Origin of the sequence: Leucobacter exalbidus, from assembly GCF_017834145.1 — a bacterium.
Classification (GTDB): domain Bacteria; phylum Actinomycetota; class Actinomycetes; order Actinomycetales; family Microbacteriaceae; genus Leucobacter; species Leucobacter exalbidus.
Window position 1 is genome coordinate 1 of the sequence record NZ_JAFIDA010000001.1, and the last position, 14,447, is coordinate 14,447.

The 14,447-nt window shown below is 66.0% G+C and carries 16 protein-coding genes; 8 read left to right on the forward strand and 8 right to left on the reverse strand.

The window, feature by feature from the left end; translation table 11 throughout:
• Both JOF28_RS00005 and argG read left to right on the forward strand, forming a co-directional pair.
• Window positions 1-828: aldo/keto reductase (locus JOF28_RS00005; RefSeq protein WP_245189800.1), on the forward strand; the 828-nt coding region annotated here is incomplete at its 5' end.
• Between the two features lie 87 nt (window positions 829-915).
• Window positions 916-2,337, forward strand: coding sequence for an argininosuccinate synthase (gene argG / locus JOF28_RS00010; RefSeq protein WP_209703901.1), 1,422 nt, complete (start codon window positions 916-918; stop codon window positions 2,335-2,337).
• Between the two features lie 209 nt (window positions 2,338-2,546).
• Here argG and JOF28_RS00015 read toward each other — a convergent pair whose 3' ends face one another.
• Window positions 2,547-2,795 (reverse strand): WhiB family transcriptional regulator, encoded by a 249-nt coding sequence (locus JOF28_RS00015; protein ID WP_010156721.1) that lies wholly within the window; start codon window positions 2,793-2,795, stop codon window positions 2,547-2,549.
• A gap of 238 nt (window positions 2,796-3,033) precedes the next feature.
• On the opposite strand from JOF28_RS00015, the gene JOF28_RS00020 reads away from it, so the two are divergent.
• Window positions 3,034-3,390 (forward strand): hypothetical protein, encoded by a 357-nt coding sequence (locus JOF28_RS00020; protein ID WP_342452025.1) that lies wholly within the window; start codon window positions 3,034-3,036, stop codon window positions 3,388-3,390.
• A 294-nt stretch (window positions 3,391-3,684) separates the two neighbouring features.
• Here the strand turns inward: JOF28_RS00020 and bcp are convergent, their stop codons facing one another.
• Genes bcp through aroA form a run of 3 tightly spaced genes read right to left on the reverse strand, consistent with a single transcriptional unit; the run spans window position 3,685 to window position 6,693 of the window.
• Complete coding sequence (gene bcp / locus JOF28_RS00025; RefSeq protein ID WP_209703903.1) at window positions 3,685-4,164, reverse strand: thioredoxin-dependent thiol peroxidase; 480 nt, start codon at window positions 4,162-4,164, stop codon at window positions 3,685-3,687.
• A gap of 26 nt (window positions 4,165-4,190) precedes the next feature.
• A complete protein-coding gene (gene rsgA / locus JOF28_RS00030) occupies window positions 4,191-5,246 on the reverse strand; it encodes a ribosome small subunit-dependent GTPase A (RefSeq protein ID WP_209703904.1) in 1,056 nt (351 codons plus the stop codon).
• A 1-nt stretch (window position 5,247) separates the two neighbouring features.
• Window positions 5,248-6,693, reverse strand: a complete 1,446-nt coding sequence (gene aroA / locus JOF28_RS00035; protein WP_209703905.1) for a 3-phosphoshikimate 1-carboxyvinyltransferase — start codon at window positions 6,691-6,693, stop codon at window positions 5,248-5,250.
• Window positions 6,694-6,779: 86 nt separating this feature from the next.
• Between aroA and JOF28_RS00040 the strand changes: the two genes are divergently transcribed.
• Both JOF28_RS00040 and JOF28_RS00045 read left to right on the forward strand, forming a co-directional pair.
• Window positions 6,780-7,385: a sigma-70 family RNA polymerase sigma factor gene (locus JOF28_RS00040; RefSeq protein WP_209703906.1), complete on the forward strand. Its 606-nt coding sequence runs from the start codon at window positions 6,780-6,782 to the stop codon at window positions 7,383-7,385.
• Window positions 7,382-7,642, forward strand: coding sequence for a zf-HC2 domain-containing protein (locus tag JOF28_RS00045; RefSeq protein ID WP_209703907.1), 261 nt, complete (start codon window positions 7,382-7,384; stop codon window positions 7,640-7,642). The genes JOF28_RS00040 and JOF28_RS00045 overlap by 4 nt, the downstream gene beginning before the upstream one ends.
• Window positions 7,643-7,674: 32 nt before the next feature.
• Here JOF28_RS00045 and JOF28_RS00050 read toward each other — a convergent pair whose 3' ends face one another.
• The 4 genes from JOF28_RS00050 to JOF28_RS00065 all read right to left on the reverse strand — a co-directional run bounded on the left by JOF28_RS00050 (window position 7,675) and on the right by JOF28_RS00065 (window position 10,794).
• A complete protein-coding gene (locus tag JOF28_RS00050; RefSeq protein WP_209703908.1) occupies window positions 7,675-8,391 on the reverse strand; it encodes a tyrosine-protein phosphatase in 717 nt (238 codons plus the stop codon).
• Between the two features lie 81 nt (window positions 8,392-8,472).
• Window positions 8,473-8,901, reverse strand: coding sequence for a Fe-S oxidoreductase (locus JOF28_RS00055; protein ID WP_209706623.1), 429 nt, complete (start codon window positions 8,899-8,901; stop codon window positions 8,473-8,475).
• Between the two features lie 5 nt (window positions 8,902-8,906).
• The gene (locus JOF28_RS00060) at window positions 8,907-9,812 is read right to left on the reverse strand and encodes an arginase family protein (RefSeq protein WP_209703909.1); all 906 of its coding nucleotides are present in this window, start codon (window positions 9,810-9,812) and stop codon (window positions 8,907-8,909) included.
• 145 nt (window positions 9,813-9,957) lie between these two features.
• Window positions 9,958-10,794 (reverse strand): DUF3097 family protein, encoded by an 837-nt coding sequence (locus JOF28_RS00065; protein WP_209703910.1) that lies wholly within the window; start codon window positions 10,792-10,794, stop codon window positions 9,958-9,960.
• 75 nt (window positions 10,795-10,869) lie between these two features.
• Between JOF28_RS00065 and JOF28_RS00070 the strand changes: the two genes are divergently transcribed.
• The 3 genes from JOF28_RS00070 to JOF28_RS00080 all read left to right on the forward strand — a co-directional run bounded on the left by JOF28_RS00070 (window position 10,870) and on the right by JOF28_RS00080 (window position 14,398).
• Window positions 10,870-12,198: an MFS transporter gene (locus JOF28_RS00070; RefSeq protein ID WP_209703911.1), complete on the forward strand. Its 1,329-nt coding sequence runs from the start codon at window positions 10,870-10,872 to the stop codon at window positions 12,196-12,198.
• An 85-nt stretch (window positions 12,199-12,283) separates the two neighbouring features.
• Window positions 12,284-13,498, forward strand: coding sequence for an enoyl-CoA hydratase/isomerase family protein (locus JOF28_RS00075; protein WP_209703912.1), 1,215 nt, complete (start codon window positions 12,284-12,286; stop codon window positions 13,496-13,498).
• Between the two features lie 36 nt (window positions 13,499-13,534).
• Complete coding sequence (locus JOF28_RS00080) at window positions 13,535-14,398, forward strand: DNA-methyltransferase (RefSeq protein WP_209703913.1); 864 nt, start codon at window positions 13,535-13,537, stop codon at window positions 14,396-14,398.
• The last annotated feature ends 49 nt before the right edge of the window (window positions 14,399-14,447 follow it).

Genomic DNA, 14,447 nt, shown 5'->3' on the forward strand with positions numbered 1-14,447 from the left:
CTGCAGATTCCCAACGTCACTTTGAACAGTGGGAGCGTGATTCCGCAGCTGGGCGTGGGCACCTATCTGATCGAGCCAGAGCACACCGAACGCGTGGTCAGCGAAGCGTTCAAAGCCGGCTACCGACACATCGATACGGCGAGTTTCTACCAGAACGAACCGGCCGTCGGCGCGGCCGTGAAAAACAGCGGAATCGCCCGAAACGAGATCTTCATCACCACGAAGCTGTGGAATACCGACCAGACGCGCGGCGTGGCCGCTTTTGAAGAAAGCCTCGACCGCTTGGGGCTCGACCGCGTCGACCTCTTTTTAATTCACTGGCCGCAGCCGGTGTACGGCGAAGCCCTCACCGCGTGGCGCTCGCTGATCGAGATTGCGCAGTCGGGGCGGTCGACCGCGATTGGTGTCTCGAACTTTGAAATCTCAGATTTGCAGGAGCTGATTGATGAGACAGGTGTGGTGCCCGCGGTCAACCAGATAGAGCTGCACCCCTTCCACCAGCGCCGTGAACTGCGGGCGTTCTGCGCCGATCACGGGATCGCAGTTGAGGCCTGGGGCCCGCTCGCCCGTGGCCGTACCGATTTGCTTGAGCGCCCCGAAGTGACCGCGGCGGCGCAGGCGCTGGGCAAGAGCCCGGCCCAGATCGTGCTTCGCTGGCACGTGCAGCAAGATCGCATCATCTTCCCGAAGACCACGCGGCGTGAACGACTGATCGAGAACGCGCAGCTGTTCGACTTTGAACTCTCGATCGATCAGATGGCCGCGATTGATGCCCTCGAAGAGGCCCGCAATCTCGGCCCAGACCCCAGAACCGACGCTCGCCGATAGCAAAAATGGGGGTGAACGGTGCGAGAACGTCAGACTTTTGGTGTCGGGCGTACGAAGTGGCCGCTCGCGAGCCCTAGGATAGAAGACATGTCCAAGGTTCTTTCTTCTCTTCCCGTGGGCGAGCGCGTCGGCATCGCCTTCTCTGGTGGTCTCGACACCTCGTGCGCCGTTGCATGGATGCGCGAAAAGGGCGCTATCCCGTGCACCTATACCGCTGATATCGGCCAGTACGACGAGCCTGATATCGACGGCGTAGCCGATCGCGCCAAGGAGTACGGCGCCGAAATCGCTCGTCACGTTGACGCTAAGCGCGCGCTGGTCGAAGAGGGCTTTGCCGCCCTGCAGACCGGTGCCTTCAACGTTCGCTCAGGTGGCAAGACCTACTTCAACACGACCCCCCTGGGTCGCGCAGTCACGGGCACGCTGCTCGTGCGCGCTATGAAGGAGGACGGCGTCGACATCTGGGGCGACGGCTCCACCTACAAGGGCAACGACATTGAGCGGTTCTACCGCTACGGCCTGATGGCCAACCCGTCGCTGCGCATCTACAAGCCGTGGCTCGACGCTGACTTTGTCAACGAGCTGGGCGGCCGTCACGAGATGAGCGAGTGGCTCGTCGAGCGCGGCTACCCGTACCGCGACGCCACCGAGAAGGCGTACTCAACTGACGCCAACATCTGGGGCGCCACCCACGAGGCAAAGTCGCTGGAGTTCTTGAACGCTGGCCTCGACATCGTCAACCCCATCATGGGCGTTGCCGCATGGCGCGAAGACGTTGAGGTTCTCACCGAAGAGGTGTCGGTGCGCTTCCAGGAGGGACGCCCCGTTGCGATCAACGGCGAGGTCTTCGATGATCCCGTAGCACTCGTCTACAAGGCGAACGAGATCGGTGGCCGCCACGGCCTCGGTGCTTCAGACCAGATCGAGAACCGCATCATTGAGGCCAAGTCACGTGGCATCTACGAGGCTCCCGGCATGGCGCTGCTGCACATCACGTACGAACGCCTCGTCAACGCCATCCACAACGAGAACACTCTTGCGAGCTACCACAATGATGGTCGCAAGCTGGGTCGCCTGATGTATGAGGGTCGCTGGCTTGACCCCGAGTCGCTGATGCTGCGCGAGGCGCTCACGCGCTGGGTCGGCTCTGCGATCACGGGCGAGGTTACCCTGCGCCTGCGCCGCGGTGACGATTACACGATCCTCAACACCGAGGGCCCCAGCCTGAGCTACCACCCCGAGAAGCTCTCGATGGAGCGCACCGTGGGTGCCGCGTTCGGCCCCGGCGACCGTATCGGTCAGCTGACCATGCGCAACCTCGACATCGCTGATTCTCGTCAGCGCCTCGAGCAGTACGCATCGCTCGGCCTCGTTGGTGGCACCGTTGCTGAGCTCGTGGGTGAGCTCGAAGTAGGCGGCGCTGCAGAAATCGCTGGCTCCGTCGAGGGCATCAGCGAGAACGCAGACGAGATGGGTCTGTCGGCCGCGTTCGAAACCGGCACCGACTAGGTTCCTTGAGCCCGCACCCGATCGGGTGCGGGCAGCCCCGCTAGCGGGTGCAGAACATGCGACGTGGGTGGCAGCTTCGACTATCGAGGCGGCCGCCCACGTCGCATTTTTGTTGCTGGGGGAGCGAAGGCCTGCACATACAAGAAGGCTCCGGTGTCAGTCTTTCGACCAACACCGGAGCCTTCTGAGAGTGAGGAGCCCCGAAGAATCTAGGACGCGCGGCGTGCGCGTGCAGCGCGACGCTTCAATGCGCGACGCTCATCTTCGCTGAGGCCACCCCAAACACCCGAATCCTGGCCGGTGTCCATTGCGTACTGCAGGCACATTTCGGTGACTGTGCAACGTGCGCACACCGACTTAGCGCGTTCAATCTGCTCTACTGCCGGGCCTGTGTTTCCCACCGGGAAAAACAGCTCGGGGTCTACAGTGAGGCACGCAGCCTGTTCACGCCAATCCATTGATGATCTCCTCTTAAATGCACGCGCACGAGAGAGTCAGGCCATATAGCCTAGTACTCGCGCCGTAGTTACCTGATACGTGGCTGAGAATGCTCACGTCGGTGTGCGCGAAACTCGACGAAATATATAGTTTCATGGATGCAAGCGCAAATCAATAGGTAATTTGTAATTCATAAGAAAGAGAGTCGAAATGGTCTCGCAACCTGCCGGACATCCGCGGTCGAATATTGCTTGGAAAGTGCTGCGTTTGCTGCTGGCGGCTGAGACGCTCGGGCTCATCGCCCTAGTGGCCTTCACGATCATGGAATCATTTGCCCAGCCGGGCGCGGTGGCGCAAGAAGTGAGCCTGGTGCTGATGGCCGTGGCCGCGCTGGTGTGGGTCGGCCTCACCTTCTTTGGCGTGGCGCGATCGCAGGCAAGTTGGGCGAGGGGCAGCTCGGTCACGATTCATGTGCTGGCTTTTGCGGCTGGCACCGGATGTCTGCAGCTGGGCATCGGGCAGTGGTGGCTCGGCCTAGGAATCGTGCTTGTCGCCCTCATCGGATTCGCCGCGGCGGTCATTGCGCGACCCGAACGCTCCTCAGAAGCGGCCTAAGCGACGCCAAGAAATTGTTAGGTGGCCCCGTGTCGGGGTACTGGAGCCTCAAGTACCCCGACACGGGGCCACCTAAGCGCTCGCCCGGCGTTATGAGATGCGCAAGCGCGGGCTAAACGCAGCCAAACACCGCCAGGTGGCCACAGAACGGCCCACAGGGCGAGAAATCAACGCCAATGACTACACGTGTGATAATGATGCTTTGCGTGCCTCCTAGGCGCGCGTAGGGCCGCTGTCACCAGGAAAAAGTGTCAGCGGCCCGACGTTTGCCCCGGGAGCAGTGTGCGCGAAGCGTTACGCGTCGACGCCGAGAATCTTGCGAATGCGCGCGACGTGGGCGGTGGCCTTCACGTTGTACAGGGCGTGCTCGATGTTGCCCTGCTCGTCGATGATGAAGGTCGAACGAATGACGCCCTCCACCAGTCGGCCATAGCTGTTCTTTGTGCCAAATGCACCGTAGGCGTGGTGGACTTCGAGCTCGGGGTCGCTGAGCAGCGGGTAGCCAAGATCGTCACGGTCGGCGAACTTGCGCTGCTTCGCGACCTGGTCGCGCGAGACGCCGAGCACGCGCACGCCGCTGGCCTGCAGCGCGGCTTCAGAGTCGCGAAAGTCACACGCCTGCTTGGTGCAGCCGGGGGTCATCGCTGCGGGGTAGAAAAAGAGCACGACCTTTTCGCCGCGGTAATCGGCGAGGGCACGGGTGGTGCCGTCTTGGTCCTGGAGTGAAAACTCGGGAGCGGGCTGGCCTACTTCAAGAATTACGCGTTCGGTCATGCAACCAGCCTAGCGCCCGGGTGTTGCTACTTCAGCAGCCGACGGAGTGACTCCACGCGCGATGCGCCGGTCGCGTCGAGCACGCCGCTTTCGATGGCCGCGTCGAGCTCGCAGTTGGGGGCATCGTCGTGGTGTGTGCACCCGCGCGGGCACGAATCAATCAGCTCGGCAAGGTCGGTGAACCCGCGCAAAATGCCGTCACTGGTGACGTGACCGAGCCCAAACGAACGTACACCCGGGGTATCGACTACCCATCCGGCCTCGCCAGCTTCGGCACCGGGGGTTTCGGCCCGCAGCGCCACCGACGATGACGAGGTGTGTCGGCCGCGACCGGTGACCTCGTTGACATGGCCCGTGGCGCGGTACGCCTCGGGCACGAGGGCATTGATCAGGGTCGATTTGCCCACGCCTGAGTGGCCCACAAACACGGTGGTTTTACCGGCGAGCGTCTCGCGAATCTCGTCGAGCGGCCAGGTCTCGGGCGACGACCGAAACACCGGTACCTCGAGCGCCGAGAAGTGCTCGAGAAACGGCTCGGGGTCGGCGAGGTCAATTTTGGTGATGCAGATCAGCGGCTGAATACCGGCGTCATATGCGGCGACGAGATAGCGGTCGACCAAGCGCACGCGCGGCTCAGGGTTAGCGGCAGCCACCACGATGAGCATCTGGTCGGCATTGGCGACCATGACGCGCTCGACACGGTCGGAGTCATCGGCGCTGCGACGCAGCAGGGTGGAGCGGTCTTCGATGCGCACGATGCGTGACAGCGACCCGATCTCGCCCGAGGTGTTGCCGACGATGTGCACGCGGTCACCGATGACGATCGGGTTGCGGCGCAGCTCGCGGGCGCGGGCAGCGGTGACGCTGCGCTCGCTGGGATCTTCGGGATCAACGCCGGCCGGCACCAGCACCGAGTAGCGGCCACGGTCGACGCCCGTGACCATGCCCGTGATCGCCTCAGAATGCTCGGGGCGACGCTTCGTGCGCGGCTTATTTGCCTTGGGATTGGGGCGCACGCGAATACGGTCACCGTAATCGGCGTACCGGTCGTCGCTGTCGCTATCGTCTGTAAGCCAGCTCATATTAAAAACCCTTGAGGTACGAAGTGGTGCCGGCGCTCATGCCGCCCAGGCTGAACGAACCACCGCTTGCCGCGCCGGGGCCGTCAACGAGGGCCTGCCACAGCTCGGGGAACTGGGGCAGCGTCTTCGACGTGCACGCAATGTCTTCCACTTCGACGCCTGCCACAACGAGGCCAATGAGTGCGCCGGTGGTGGCAATGCGGTGATCGGCGTAACTGTGCCACACGCCGCCGTGCAGGGTGGCGGGGCGCACCTCGATGCCATCTTCCAGCTCGTGGGCGTCACCGCCGAGCGCGCGAATCTCGGCAACGAGCGCTTCGAGTCGGTTGGTTTCGTGGTGGCGGGTGTGGCCAATGCCGGTGATGCGGCTCGTGTGGCCAAGCTGACCGGCGAGAGCTGCCAGCCCCACCACGGTGGGGGAGAGCTCTCCAGCTTCGGGCAGGTGGAGGTCGGCCCCCGTGAGGTCGCCGGTGCGGCTGACGGTCAGCGCGCCATCGGCTGACAGCTCAGCGGTGGCACCAAACGCGGTCAAAATCGTGCGCAGCTGGTCGCCCACCTGCGTGGTTTCTGCCGGCCAATCGGTGATCGTGACGCTGCCGCCCAGGGCGACCGCGGCCGACAAAAACGGTGCGGCGTTTGAGAGGTCAGGTTCGAGGCGCAGGTTGCGCGCTGCAATGGGGCCGGGCTCCACGAGCCACTCACCGGTGGCGGGTGAAGACGCGGTGACGCCGCGGGCGCGCAGCGCCGCGAGGGTCATCTCGATGTGGGGCACGCTGGGCAGGTGCTCGCCCGTGTGCACGACGTGTACGCCGTTGGTGAAGCGGGGGGCGGCGAGCAGCAGGGCTGACACGAACTGACTCGACAGGGAGGCATCGACCTCCACGCGGCCGCCGGCGAGTGTGCCGGTGCCGTGCACCGTGAACGGCAGGGCGCCGCGTCCCTCGTCAGAGATGTCGGCGCCGAGTGCGCGCAGCGCCTCGAGTAGCGGGCGCATGGGGCGCTTGCGCGCGTACGGGTCGCCATCGAAGGCGACGGGCCCGAGGGCGAGCGCCGCCAGCGGCGGCACGAAACGCATGACGGTGCCGGCGAGGCCGCACTCGATCGTGGTTGAGCCGGTGAGCTCATCGGTGGGAGTGATGCGCAGGTCGGCGCCGAAGGCACCGGTGCCGGGCACCTCCTCGATGCGTGCGCCGAGCGCCCGCATCGCCTCCACCATCAAGTCTGAGTCGCGCGAGTGCAGCGGCGCGTGCAGCGTGCCGGGTGCATCGGCGAGGGCTGAGAGGATGAGCTCTCGGCCGGTGAGTGACTTCGACGCGGGCAGTTGCAGCCTGCCATAAATGGGCGCACTCATGTGCGGCGCGGCCCAGTGTGTGACCTCGCCTTCGAGGCTCTCGCCCGAACCGACTTCGTCGCCGTCTTTACCCTGATTCATCTTTGCGATCAACATCACTACGAGTCTAGCTGTCTTGCCCGCTGCGGGCTGAAACGGGGCGTTCCAGGGGCTACGCGGGTGCGTCGCGCTAGGATCGGCGTGTGACCAATTCCACCACGCCAAAGGACCTGGAGCTCAGGTTCACCCAGGAGGCGCTGCCGCTGCTCGATCAGCTGTACGGCGCCGCCATGAAGATGACGCGTAACCCGCAAGATGCGCAAGACCTGGTGCAAGAGACCTATCTGAAAGCGTTTGCGGCCTTTGCGTCGTTCACCGAGGGCACCAATCTCAAGGCGTGGCTCTACCGCATTCTCACCAACAGCTATATCAACACGTATCGCAAGAAGCAGCGCGAACCGTACCTCGGCGTTGTCGAGGAGCTCGAGGATTGGCAGCTGGGCGGTGCCGAGTCAACGACGGCGATGACGACGCGTTCGGCCGAGGCCGAAGCGATCGATCGCGCCCCCGATTCTGTGGTGACGAACGCGCTCAACGCGCTGCCTGAAGACTTTCGTATGGCGGTGTATCTCGCCGATGTTGAAGGCTTCAGCTATCAAGAGATCGCCGACATCGCTGAAGTGCCCATCGGTACCATCATGAGCCGCCTCCACCGGGGCCGCGCCAGGTTGCGTAAGGCACTTGGGGAATACGCGGCGGAGCAGGGCGTTGGTATAGGTAGAGACACTGGGAAAGGAAGCACACGATGAGCGAGTGTGACGGCGCTAAAGGCAAGCTGTACGAGCTGTTACGTGGTGAATTGTGCGCCGAAGAGTCGGCACCGATTCGCGATCACCTGGCCTGCTGCCCCGATTGCCAGAGCGAGCAAGATGTCTGCCGCCAGCTGATGGGGGTCGTCAAGCGCGCCTGCGTCGAAGAGCGCGACAGCAACTGCCCGCCCACGCAGCTGCGCGACGATATTCTCGCGAGCCTGCGTGGCTTGGCGAGCGAGCAGCCCAGCGCGTAGGTTCGATCCGGATCACGCCCCGCCGTGGCCCGTTACTGCGTGAGCCGCTGCTCCAGCGTGGTGAGCGTGGCGTCGGTGACCCCGTGCGCGCGCAGGTAGTCGTGCACGCCGCCCTGGGCTTCAACAACCTGCGTCAATGCGCGGTCGAGGGCCGCCGCGGGTGACGCTCCAACGAGATCGCTGACCTCGGGGGTGAGCGTGACGCCCCTGCGCTGAAGCCACGAAAGCTGGTCGGTCATCCACTGGCCGCGCAAATTCAGCTCTGATGCGGCGTAATTGTCGAGCACATCGTCGCGGTCGACGCCGAGCGCGAGCAGCGTGAGCGCCGCGATGGCGCCCGTGCGGTCTTTGCCCGCGGTGCAGTGAAACACCGTCGGGGTGCCATCGGCGAGCAGTGTGATGCCCGCTGCGAGGGCCGCGGCATGCTCGCGATAGATCAGCTCGGTGAGCGAGAAGATCGTGATGTTGCGGTCAATATGCGCGCTGGCACTCGGAAAAATGGGGTGCGCAATCAGCTCAACCCCCGCGGGCAGCGCATCGGGGTTGGTGGCGCGCTCACGGTCGTCACGCAGATCGATGACGCGGGTGACGCCGAGATCCTGCAGCTGCGCTTGGCCCGTGGCGCCCAGCTTGGCGAGGGAATCGGCGCGATACAACGCGCCCGATCGCGTGCGGCGATCGCCCGCCCGCAACCCTCCGAGGTCGCGAAAATTGAAGGTGCCGTCAACAGGAAGCGCATCATTGGACATGCCTCCATGCTGGCAGACGCCCTGGCAATTGCGGTGAGCACCGATCGTGTCGCGCCGTTTCAGCGGGGACAGCGAGCGCTCTCAGCGGGGAGAGCGCTCGCTGCGATCTCGGGTTGCGCGGCGCACGTAGCCGCCGTCTTCTAAGCCAGCTTCGATCTCGAACCGGTTGCGCAGCGGGTTACGACCGGCGAGCGCGTAGAGCAGCGGCATCGCGAAACCGTAGTGCCGCCACTGGTCGCGGTGCACGCGCTCGTGGCGCAGCACCGCCGGCGACACATTGTGGCCGGTGAGATAGCACGAACCGACGCAGGTGCCGCCGCGTTGATAGGTCCACTTGGGCATGTCACGAAACACCCACAGGCCCTCGTGGCGTTCAATCGGGCCGGTGCTCCAGATCGCGCCCCACACAAACCCCACGCAGGTGGCGTAGGCGTAGCCGAGCCACGCGAAGGGGAGCGGGCGGCGGCGCTGCGGCGCGGCAGGCGTCTCGGCGGGCTCGCCGCCCGGCACGGCCGTCACGCGGTGCCCGCCTGGCGGCCTGAGGTGAGGGCCGCGAGAATGCGCAGCACCGTGGGCAGATCATCGTCGGCCGCGGCAGCGTCGGCGGGCGCAAACTCGCAAATTGACGCCCCCGCGAGCGGCAGCGTTTCGAGCACGGCCCGCAGCACCCCCGTGAGCTCGGCCACTTGCAACCCAAACGGCACGGGCGCGTGCACCGAACCAAACTCGGCGGGGTCGAGCACGTCGAGATCAATGTGCACGTAGAGGTGGGTGGCGCCCGCGGCGCGCGTCACGAACTCGGCCGCGAGGGCGGCATAGGCGGCGGGGCCGGTGAGGGCCTGCGGGTCAGGATCCTGCGTGATGCGCTGCACATCAGTAATGTGCATCGGCGAGATGCCGAGCCGGGCAAGCTCGGCGTCTTCTTCGGGGTCAATGTCGCGAGTGCCCACGAGAATGAGCCGCTCCGTGCTGATGGGGTGCTGCGCGCGCAGGTCTTCGGTGCCGTCGCCGAGTGCGTGCCGCAGCGTCATTCCCGACGCTGCGCCCGAGGGCGAGGTGCTGGGATGCTGCAGATCGGGGTGGGCGTCAAACCACAGCACCGCAAGATTCTCGCTGCCGTGTCGGCGGGCGGCCGCCTCAAGCCCGGGCAGTGATGACGCACAATCACCGCCCACAATAATGGGGGTACCGGTGGACTGGGCGAGCAAATCGCGCGCTGAATCACGGGCGCGAATCAGGCTCGAAAGCCGGGCAACCGGGGTGCCCAGCGCGTCACCGGCCTCGAGTGGCACCGGCACATCAATGCGGGCCGACGCCGGCAGATCCTCGCGCAGCAGCTGCGCGCCCTCGGTCAACCGCATCGCGCGCGACGACGCCGAACCCTGCCACTGGGGCAGAACAAAAAACACGGGTTGAGACATTGCTACCTCGCTACATTTGCAACCTTGCACCGCGACCGGCGCTGATGCTCCAATGCTACGCCCCGCACCCCCGAACGGGCACAGGGCCGCGCGTGCAATGCGGGGGATCGGCGGCCTGCGGGGGTTGATCCGGATCGAACGCCCGTTAGTCGACGGTCACGAAGTCAATGAGCTGCTCCACCCGGCCCACCAGCTCGGGCTCGAGGTCACGAAAGTTACGCACGCGGCCGCGAATGCGGGCCCACGCCTCGGCGATGTCGGCGGGCTCGTCGCCGGGCCAGCCCAGCGCCCGGCAGATGCCCGTCTTCCACTCGATCGAGCGGGGAATGACGGGCCACTCGGCGAGGCCCACACGCTCAGGTTTCACAGCCTGCCAGACGTCGACATAGGGGTGGCCGACGATCATCACGTGGGCGCCATGCGGGCCGCGCGCAATGGCGTCGGCGATGCGCGTCTCCTTGCTGCCGCGCACGAGATGGTCGAGCAGTACGCCCGCCTTGCGGCCCGTCCCCGGCCCAAAATGGGCGAGCACCGCCTCGAGATTATCGGCGCCCTGCAGCATCTCAACCACCACGCCCTCGACCCGCAGATCGGCGCCCCACACCTGCTCAACGAGCTGGGCGTCGTGCTTGCCCTCCACAAAAATGCGGCTGGGCATGGCGACCCGCGCACGCTCTTGCGGGGCCGCAAATGACCCCGAAGCGGTGCGGGCGCGGCCGGCAGGTTTGCGCTTGGGCATCACGAGCGTGACCGGTTCGCCATCGATCATGAAGCCATCGGTGAGCGCGAAGGCGCGCAGCTTGCCGCGATAGTCCTCCAGCTGCACGAGCCCCTCGCGCACCCCCGTGACGGCGCCGCACCATTCGGTCTCAGAATGCTCCACGACGAGGCCGCGTGCCAGCGGCACCTCGCGCCGCGCTGCGGGCCCGCGGCGCGGTTTCATGCGGGCGATGGGATCGAGATCGTAACGGTCATCTAACACGATTTCGAGCCTACCCGGTGACACTGCATGACGGGGCTCGCATGCGCGCCGCGAGCGGTGCGATAGCGTGCAGGGGTGAGTGCACCAGAGCCCGAGACGCCCCAGCCCAAGCGTGGCCTCCGCGGGTTACTCGTTGACACCACCCCGTTGCGTGCCAGCCCGGCGTTCGCGAGGCTGTGGGCGGGCAGCGCGGTGGCCCAGATCGGGGCGCAGATCACCATCGTCACGGTCGGCCTGCACATCTATCACCTCACCGGCTCAACCCTCGCGGTGTCACTCGTCGCCCTGTGGGCCATCGGCCCGATGATTCTCGCCGGCTTCATCGGCGGCGCGCTCGCCGACACCTTCGACCGCCGCACCGTCGCCCTCATCACCGCGTGCGCGGCCTGGGTGAGCATCGGCACCCTCACCACCATCGCGTTTCTGGGCGTCACCGCCACCTGGCCCTACTACGCGCTCGCCGCAGTGAACGCCGCCTCGGCCACCATTTTGGGGGCCACCCGCGGGGCGATCCTGCCGCAACTCTTGCCCGCCCAGCTACTGCCGGCCGCCGCCGCACTCACCGGCATCACCATGGGGCTCGCGGTGACCGTCGGCCCCGCCGTCGCGGGCGTGCTCGTCGCCGGGGTCGGCTACCCGTGGACGTATCTCGCAGACGCCGTGCTCTTCACCGGAGCGTTTTTGGGCATCGCGAGCCTGCCGCGCATGACGCCCACGGGGCCGGGTGCCGCGCCAGGCCTCGGCTCAGTGCTCGAAAGCCTGCGCTTTTTGAAAACCGCCCCCAACGTGCGCGCCACCTTTGTGTGGGACCTCGTCGCCATGACGCTGGGCAACCCGCGCGTCGTGTTTCCCGCCGCCGGCGCCCTCGTGCTTGGCGGGGGAGCCGTCACCGTCGGCGCTCTCACCGCATCGTTCGCGATCGGTGCCCTTGTCAGTAGCCTGTTCTCGGGCCCGCTCGGCCGCGTGCACCGACAGGGTCGCGCCGTCACCTACGCCATCGCCGTCTTCGGCGTCTTCACGGCACTGTTCGGGATCGTGCTGCTCATCACTTTTCTCACGGCGGGCACCCAAGACGGGCGCGCCCCAATCGTGCCCGCCATCGTGCTCGCGGGGCTCGCCCTCGCCGGCACCGGCGCCGCAGACAACGTCAGTTCGGTGTTCCGCTCGACCATCTTGCAAACGGCGGCCCCCGACGAGGTGCGCGGCCGCATGCAGGGCCTCTTCTACGTCGTGGTCGCCGGCGGCCCCAGAGTGGGCGACCTGATCGCGGGCACCGTGGCCACCACCATCGCCCTGTGGGCTCCGCCGCTGCTGGGCGGCATCGCAATCGTCGGCATCATGCTCATTCTCGCCCGCTCAGCCAGCGGATTCTTGCACTACGACGCCCGCCACCCCACCCCGTAACCGGGCACACGCCAGCAGCTCGCGGCACGCCCGCCCCCACCAAAACTTTGCGGCCCGATCAAGTTTCGGCTGCTACGGTGCTGCTATGAGCACCGCAACGACGCAGCCCGAAACCACTCAGCCGCGGGTGTACGTACGCCGCGAAGGCGCCATCACCCGCATCACCCTCAACCGGCCCCGCGCCTTAAACGCGCTCACCAGCGACATGTTCGCCCTCGTGAAAGCGGGCGTGGCCGCCGCCCAAACCGACGGCTCACAAGCCATCGTGCTCGACGGCGCAGGCGACCGCGGCTTCTGCGGCGGCGGTGACATCAAACAGCTCTCCGGCCCCGGCAGCCGCGACATCCTCGCCCTCGAGTACAGCGTCGACTATGCGGTCGCCACCTCACAGGTGCCCGTCATCGGCATGATGGACGGCGTCACCATGGGCGGCGGCATCGGGTTGGCCGGTCACGCCCACCACCGCATCGTCACCGAGCGTTCACGCCTCGCCATGCCCGAAGCGCGCATCGGCATCGTCCCCGACGTCGGCGGCCACAAACTGCTCGCCCGCGCCCCGCACCACCTCGGCGAATACCTCGCACTCACCGCAAGCGAAATGACCCCCGCCGACGCCCTCGCCCTCGACTTTGCCGACCACCTCGTGCCGCACGCAGACCTCGATGCGCTGCGTGAAGCGCTCGCCGCGGGGGAGGCCCCGGCGGCGGCGTGCGCGCGCTTTGCCACGGTGTCGGTGCCCCGCGAGGAAGCCATCTCAGAGTTCAGTGTGAGCACCAACACCGGGGCGATCACCACGGTGCAACCCCACGCGTTGCAGGCGGCCCCGAAGCTGCAGTCTGCGCCGCTCATGGTGTTGGCCGAGTGGTGGGGGCCGCTCGCAGCCCAGGCGCTCGGGGAGAACTGGCGCGCAGTGTTTGCCGACCCCGCGGCCGCGGCGCTGCGCATCATCGCCGCGCTTGAAGCCGCCGCCGCAACCGACGCTGACCATGCCCAAGCTGCGGCCGCGACCGCCGTGACCATCAAAGCAATGTGCCCCACCTCGCTCGCGGTGACGCTCGCGCAGATCGCACGCACGCGCGCCTTCGACTTTTCGCTCGCCGAGGTGCTCACCGATGATCTGCGGGTCGTCGGCCGGCTCGCGGTGCGGCCCGACTTCGCCGAGGGAGCGCGCGCCCAGGTCATCGACAAAGACCGCAACCCGATTTGGCAGCCGGCCACCCTCGAAGGCCTCGACGCGCACGATCTCGCGGGCATTCTCGACCCCGCGCTGCACGCCGATGAACCGCCGCTGGGGCTCTAGGCCCACGTCTCAGCCCAGGCCCACTACGATTGATGGGTGAGTGAAAGCTGGGATTCCCTGGGCCCAAACCAGGTCTACGCGGGCGACAACCTGCCCATTTTGAAGTCGTTGCCGTCTGAATCGTTTCAGCTGATCTACCTCGACCCGCCCTTTAACACGGGTCGCGAGCGGCACACCGAGCGCGTGCGCGGCGTGCGCGCCGAGGTGGAAGACGGCGGCCGGCTCGGCTTTCGCGGGCAGGGCTACGCGGTTACCCGCGAGCGCACCATCTCGTTCGACGACCGCTTTCGCGACTACTGGTCGTTCCTCGAACCGCGCATGGAAGAGGCGTGGCGCCTGCTTGCCCCAGACGGCATGCTGTATCTGCACCTCGACTACCGCGAGGTGCACTACGCGAAGGTGATGCTCGACGCCATGTTTGGCCCCGATTGCTTCGTGAACGAGATCATTTGGGCGTACGACTATGGCGGGCGCACCAAGCGGCGCTGGCCCACCAAGCACGACAATATTCTGGTGTATGCCAAAGATCCGGATCGATACTTTTTCAACGCCGAGGCCGTTGATCGCGAGCCGTACATGGCACCCGGGCTGGTGACGCCCGAGAAAGCCGCGCTGGGTAAATTGCCCACCGATGTGTGGTGGCATACGATCGTGTCACCCACGGGCAAGGAGCGCACGGGGTATCCGACGCAGAAGCCGCTGGGCATTATGCGCCGCATCATTCAGGCGTCGTCGCGGCCCGGTGATTGGGTGCTTGACCCGTTTGCGGGCAGTGGCACCACGGGCGCTGCCGCCGAAGAGCTGTACCGCCGGTTCGTGCTGATCGACGATAACCCCGAGGCCGCCAAGGTGATGCTGCGGCGGTTCACGAACCCCGAAATGCACTTCATTGTGAAGTAGCGAGGCACCGCGAGTCAAGGCGCAGTAGCGCGCAGTTACGCACAGAAAA

Bases quoted from the DNA above. Each gene is read 5' to 3' on its own strand.
- argG (WP_209703901.1), top strand. From the start codon at position 916: ATGTCCAAGGTTCTTTCTTCTCTTCCCGTGGGCGAGCGCGTCGGCATC.
- bcp (WP_209703903.1), bottom strand. From the start codon at position 4,164: ATGACCGAACGCGTAATTCTTGAAGTAGGCCAGCCCGCTCCCGAGTTT.
- JOF28_RS00050 (WP_209703908.1), bottom strand. From the start codon at position 8,391: ATGTCCAATGATGCGCTTCCTGTTGACGGCACCTTCAATTTTCGCGAC.
- aroA (WP_209703905.1), bottom strand. From the start codon at position 6,693: ATGTTGATCGCAAAGATGAATCAGGGTAAAGACGGCGACGAAGTCGGT.
- JOF28_RS00060 (WP_209703909.1), bottom strand. From the start codon at position 9,812: ATGTCTCAACCCGTGTTTTTTGTTCTGCCCCAGTGGCAGGGTTCGGCG.
- JOF28_RS00045 (WP_209703907.1), top strand. From the start codon at position 7,382: ATGAGCGAGTGTGACGGCGCTAAAGGCAAGCTGTACGAGCTGTTACGT.
- rsgA (WP_209703904.1), bottom strand. From the start codon at position 5,246: ATGAGCTGGCTTACAGACGATAGCGACAGCGACGACCGGTACGCCGAT.
- JOF28_RS00075 (WP_209703912.1), top strand. From the start codon at position 12,284: ATGAGCACCGCAACGACGCAGCCCGAAACCACTCAGCCGCGGGTGTAC.
- JOF28_RS00015 (WP_010156721.1), bottom strand. From the start codon at position 2,795: ATGGATTGGCGTGAACAGGCTGCGTGCCTCACTGTAGACCCCGAGCTG.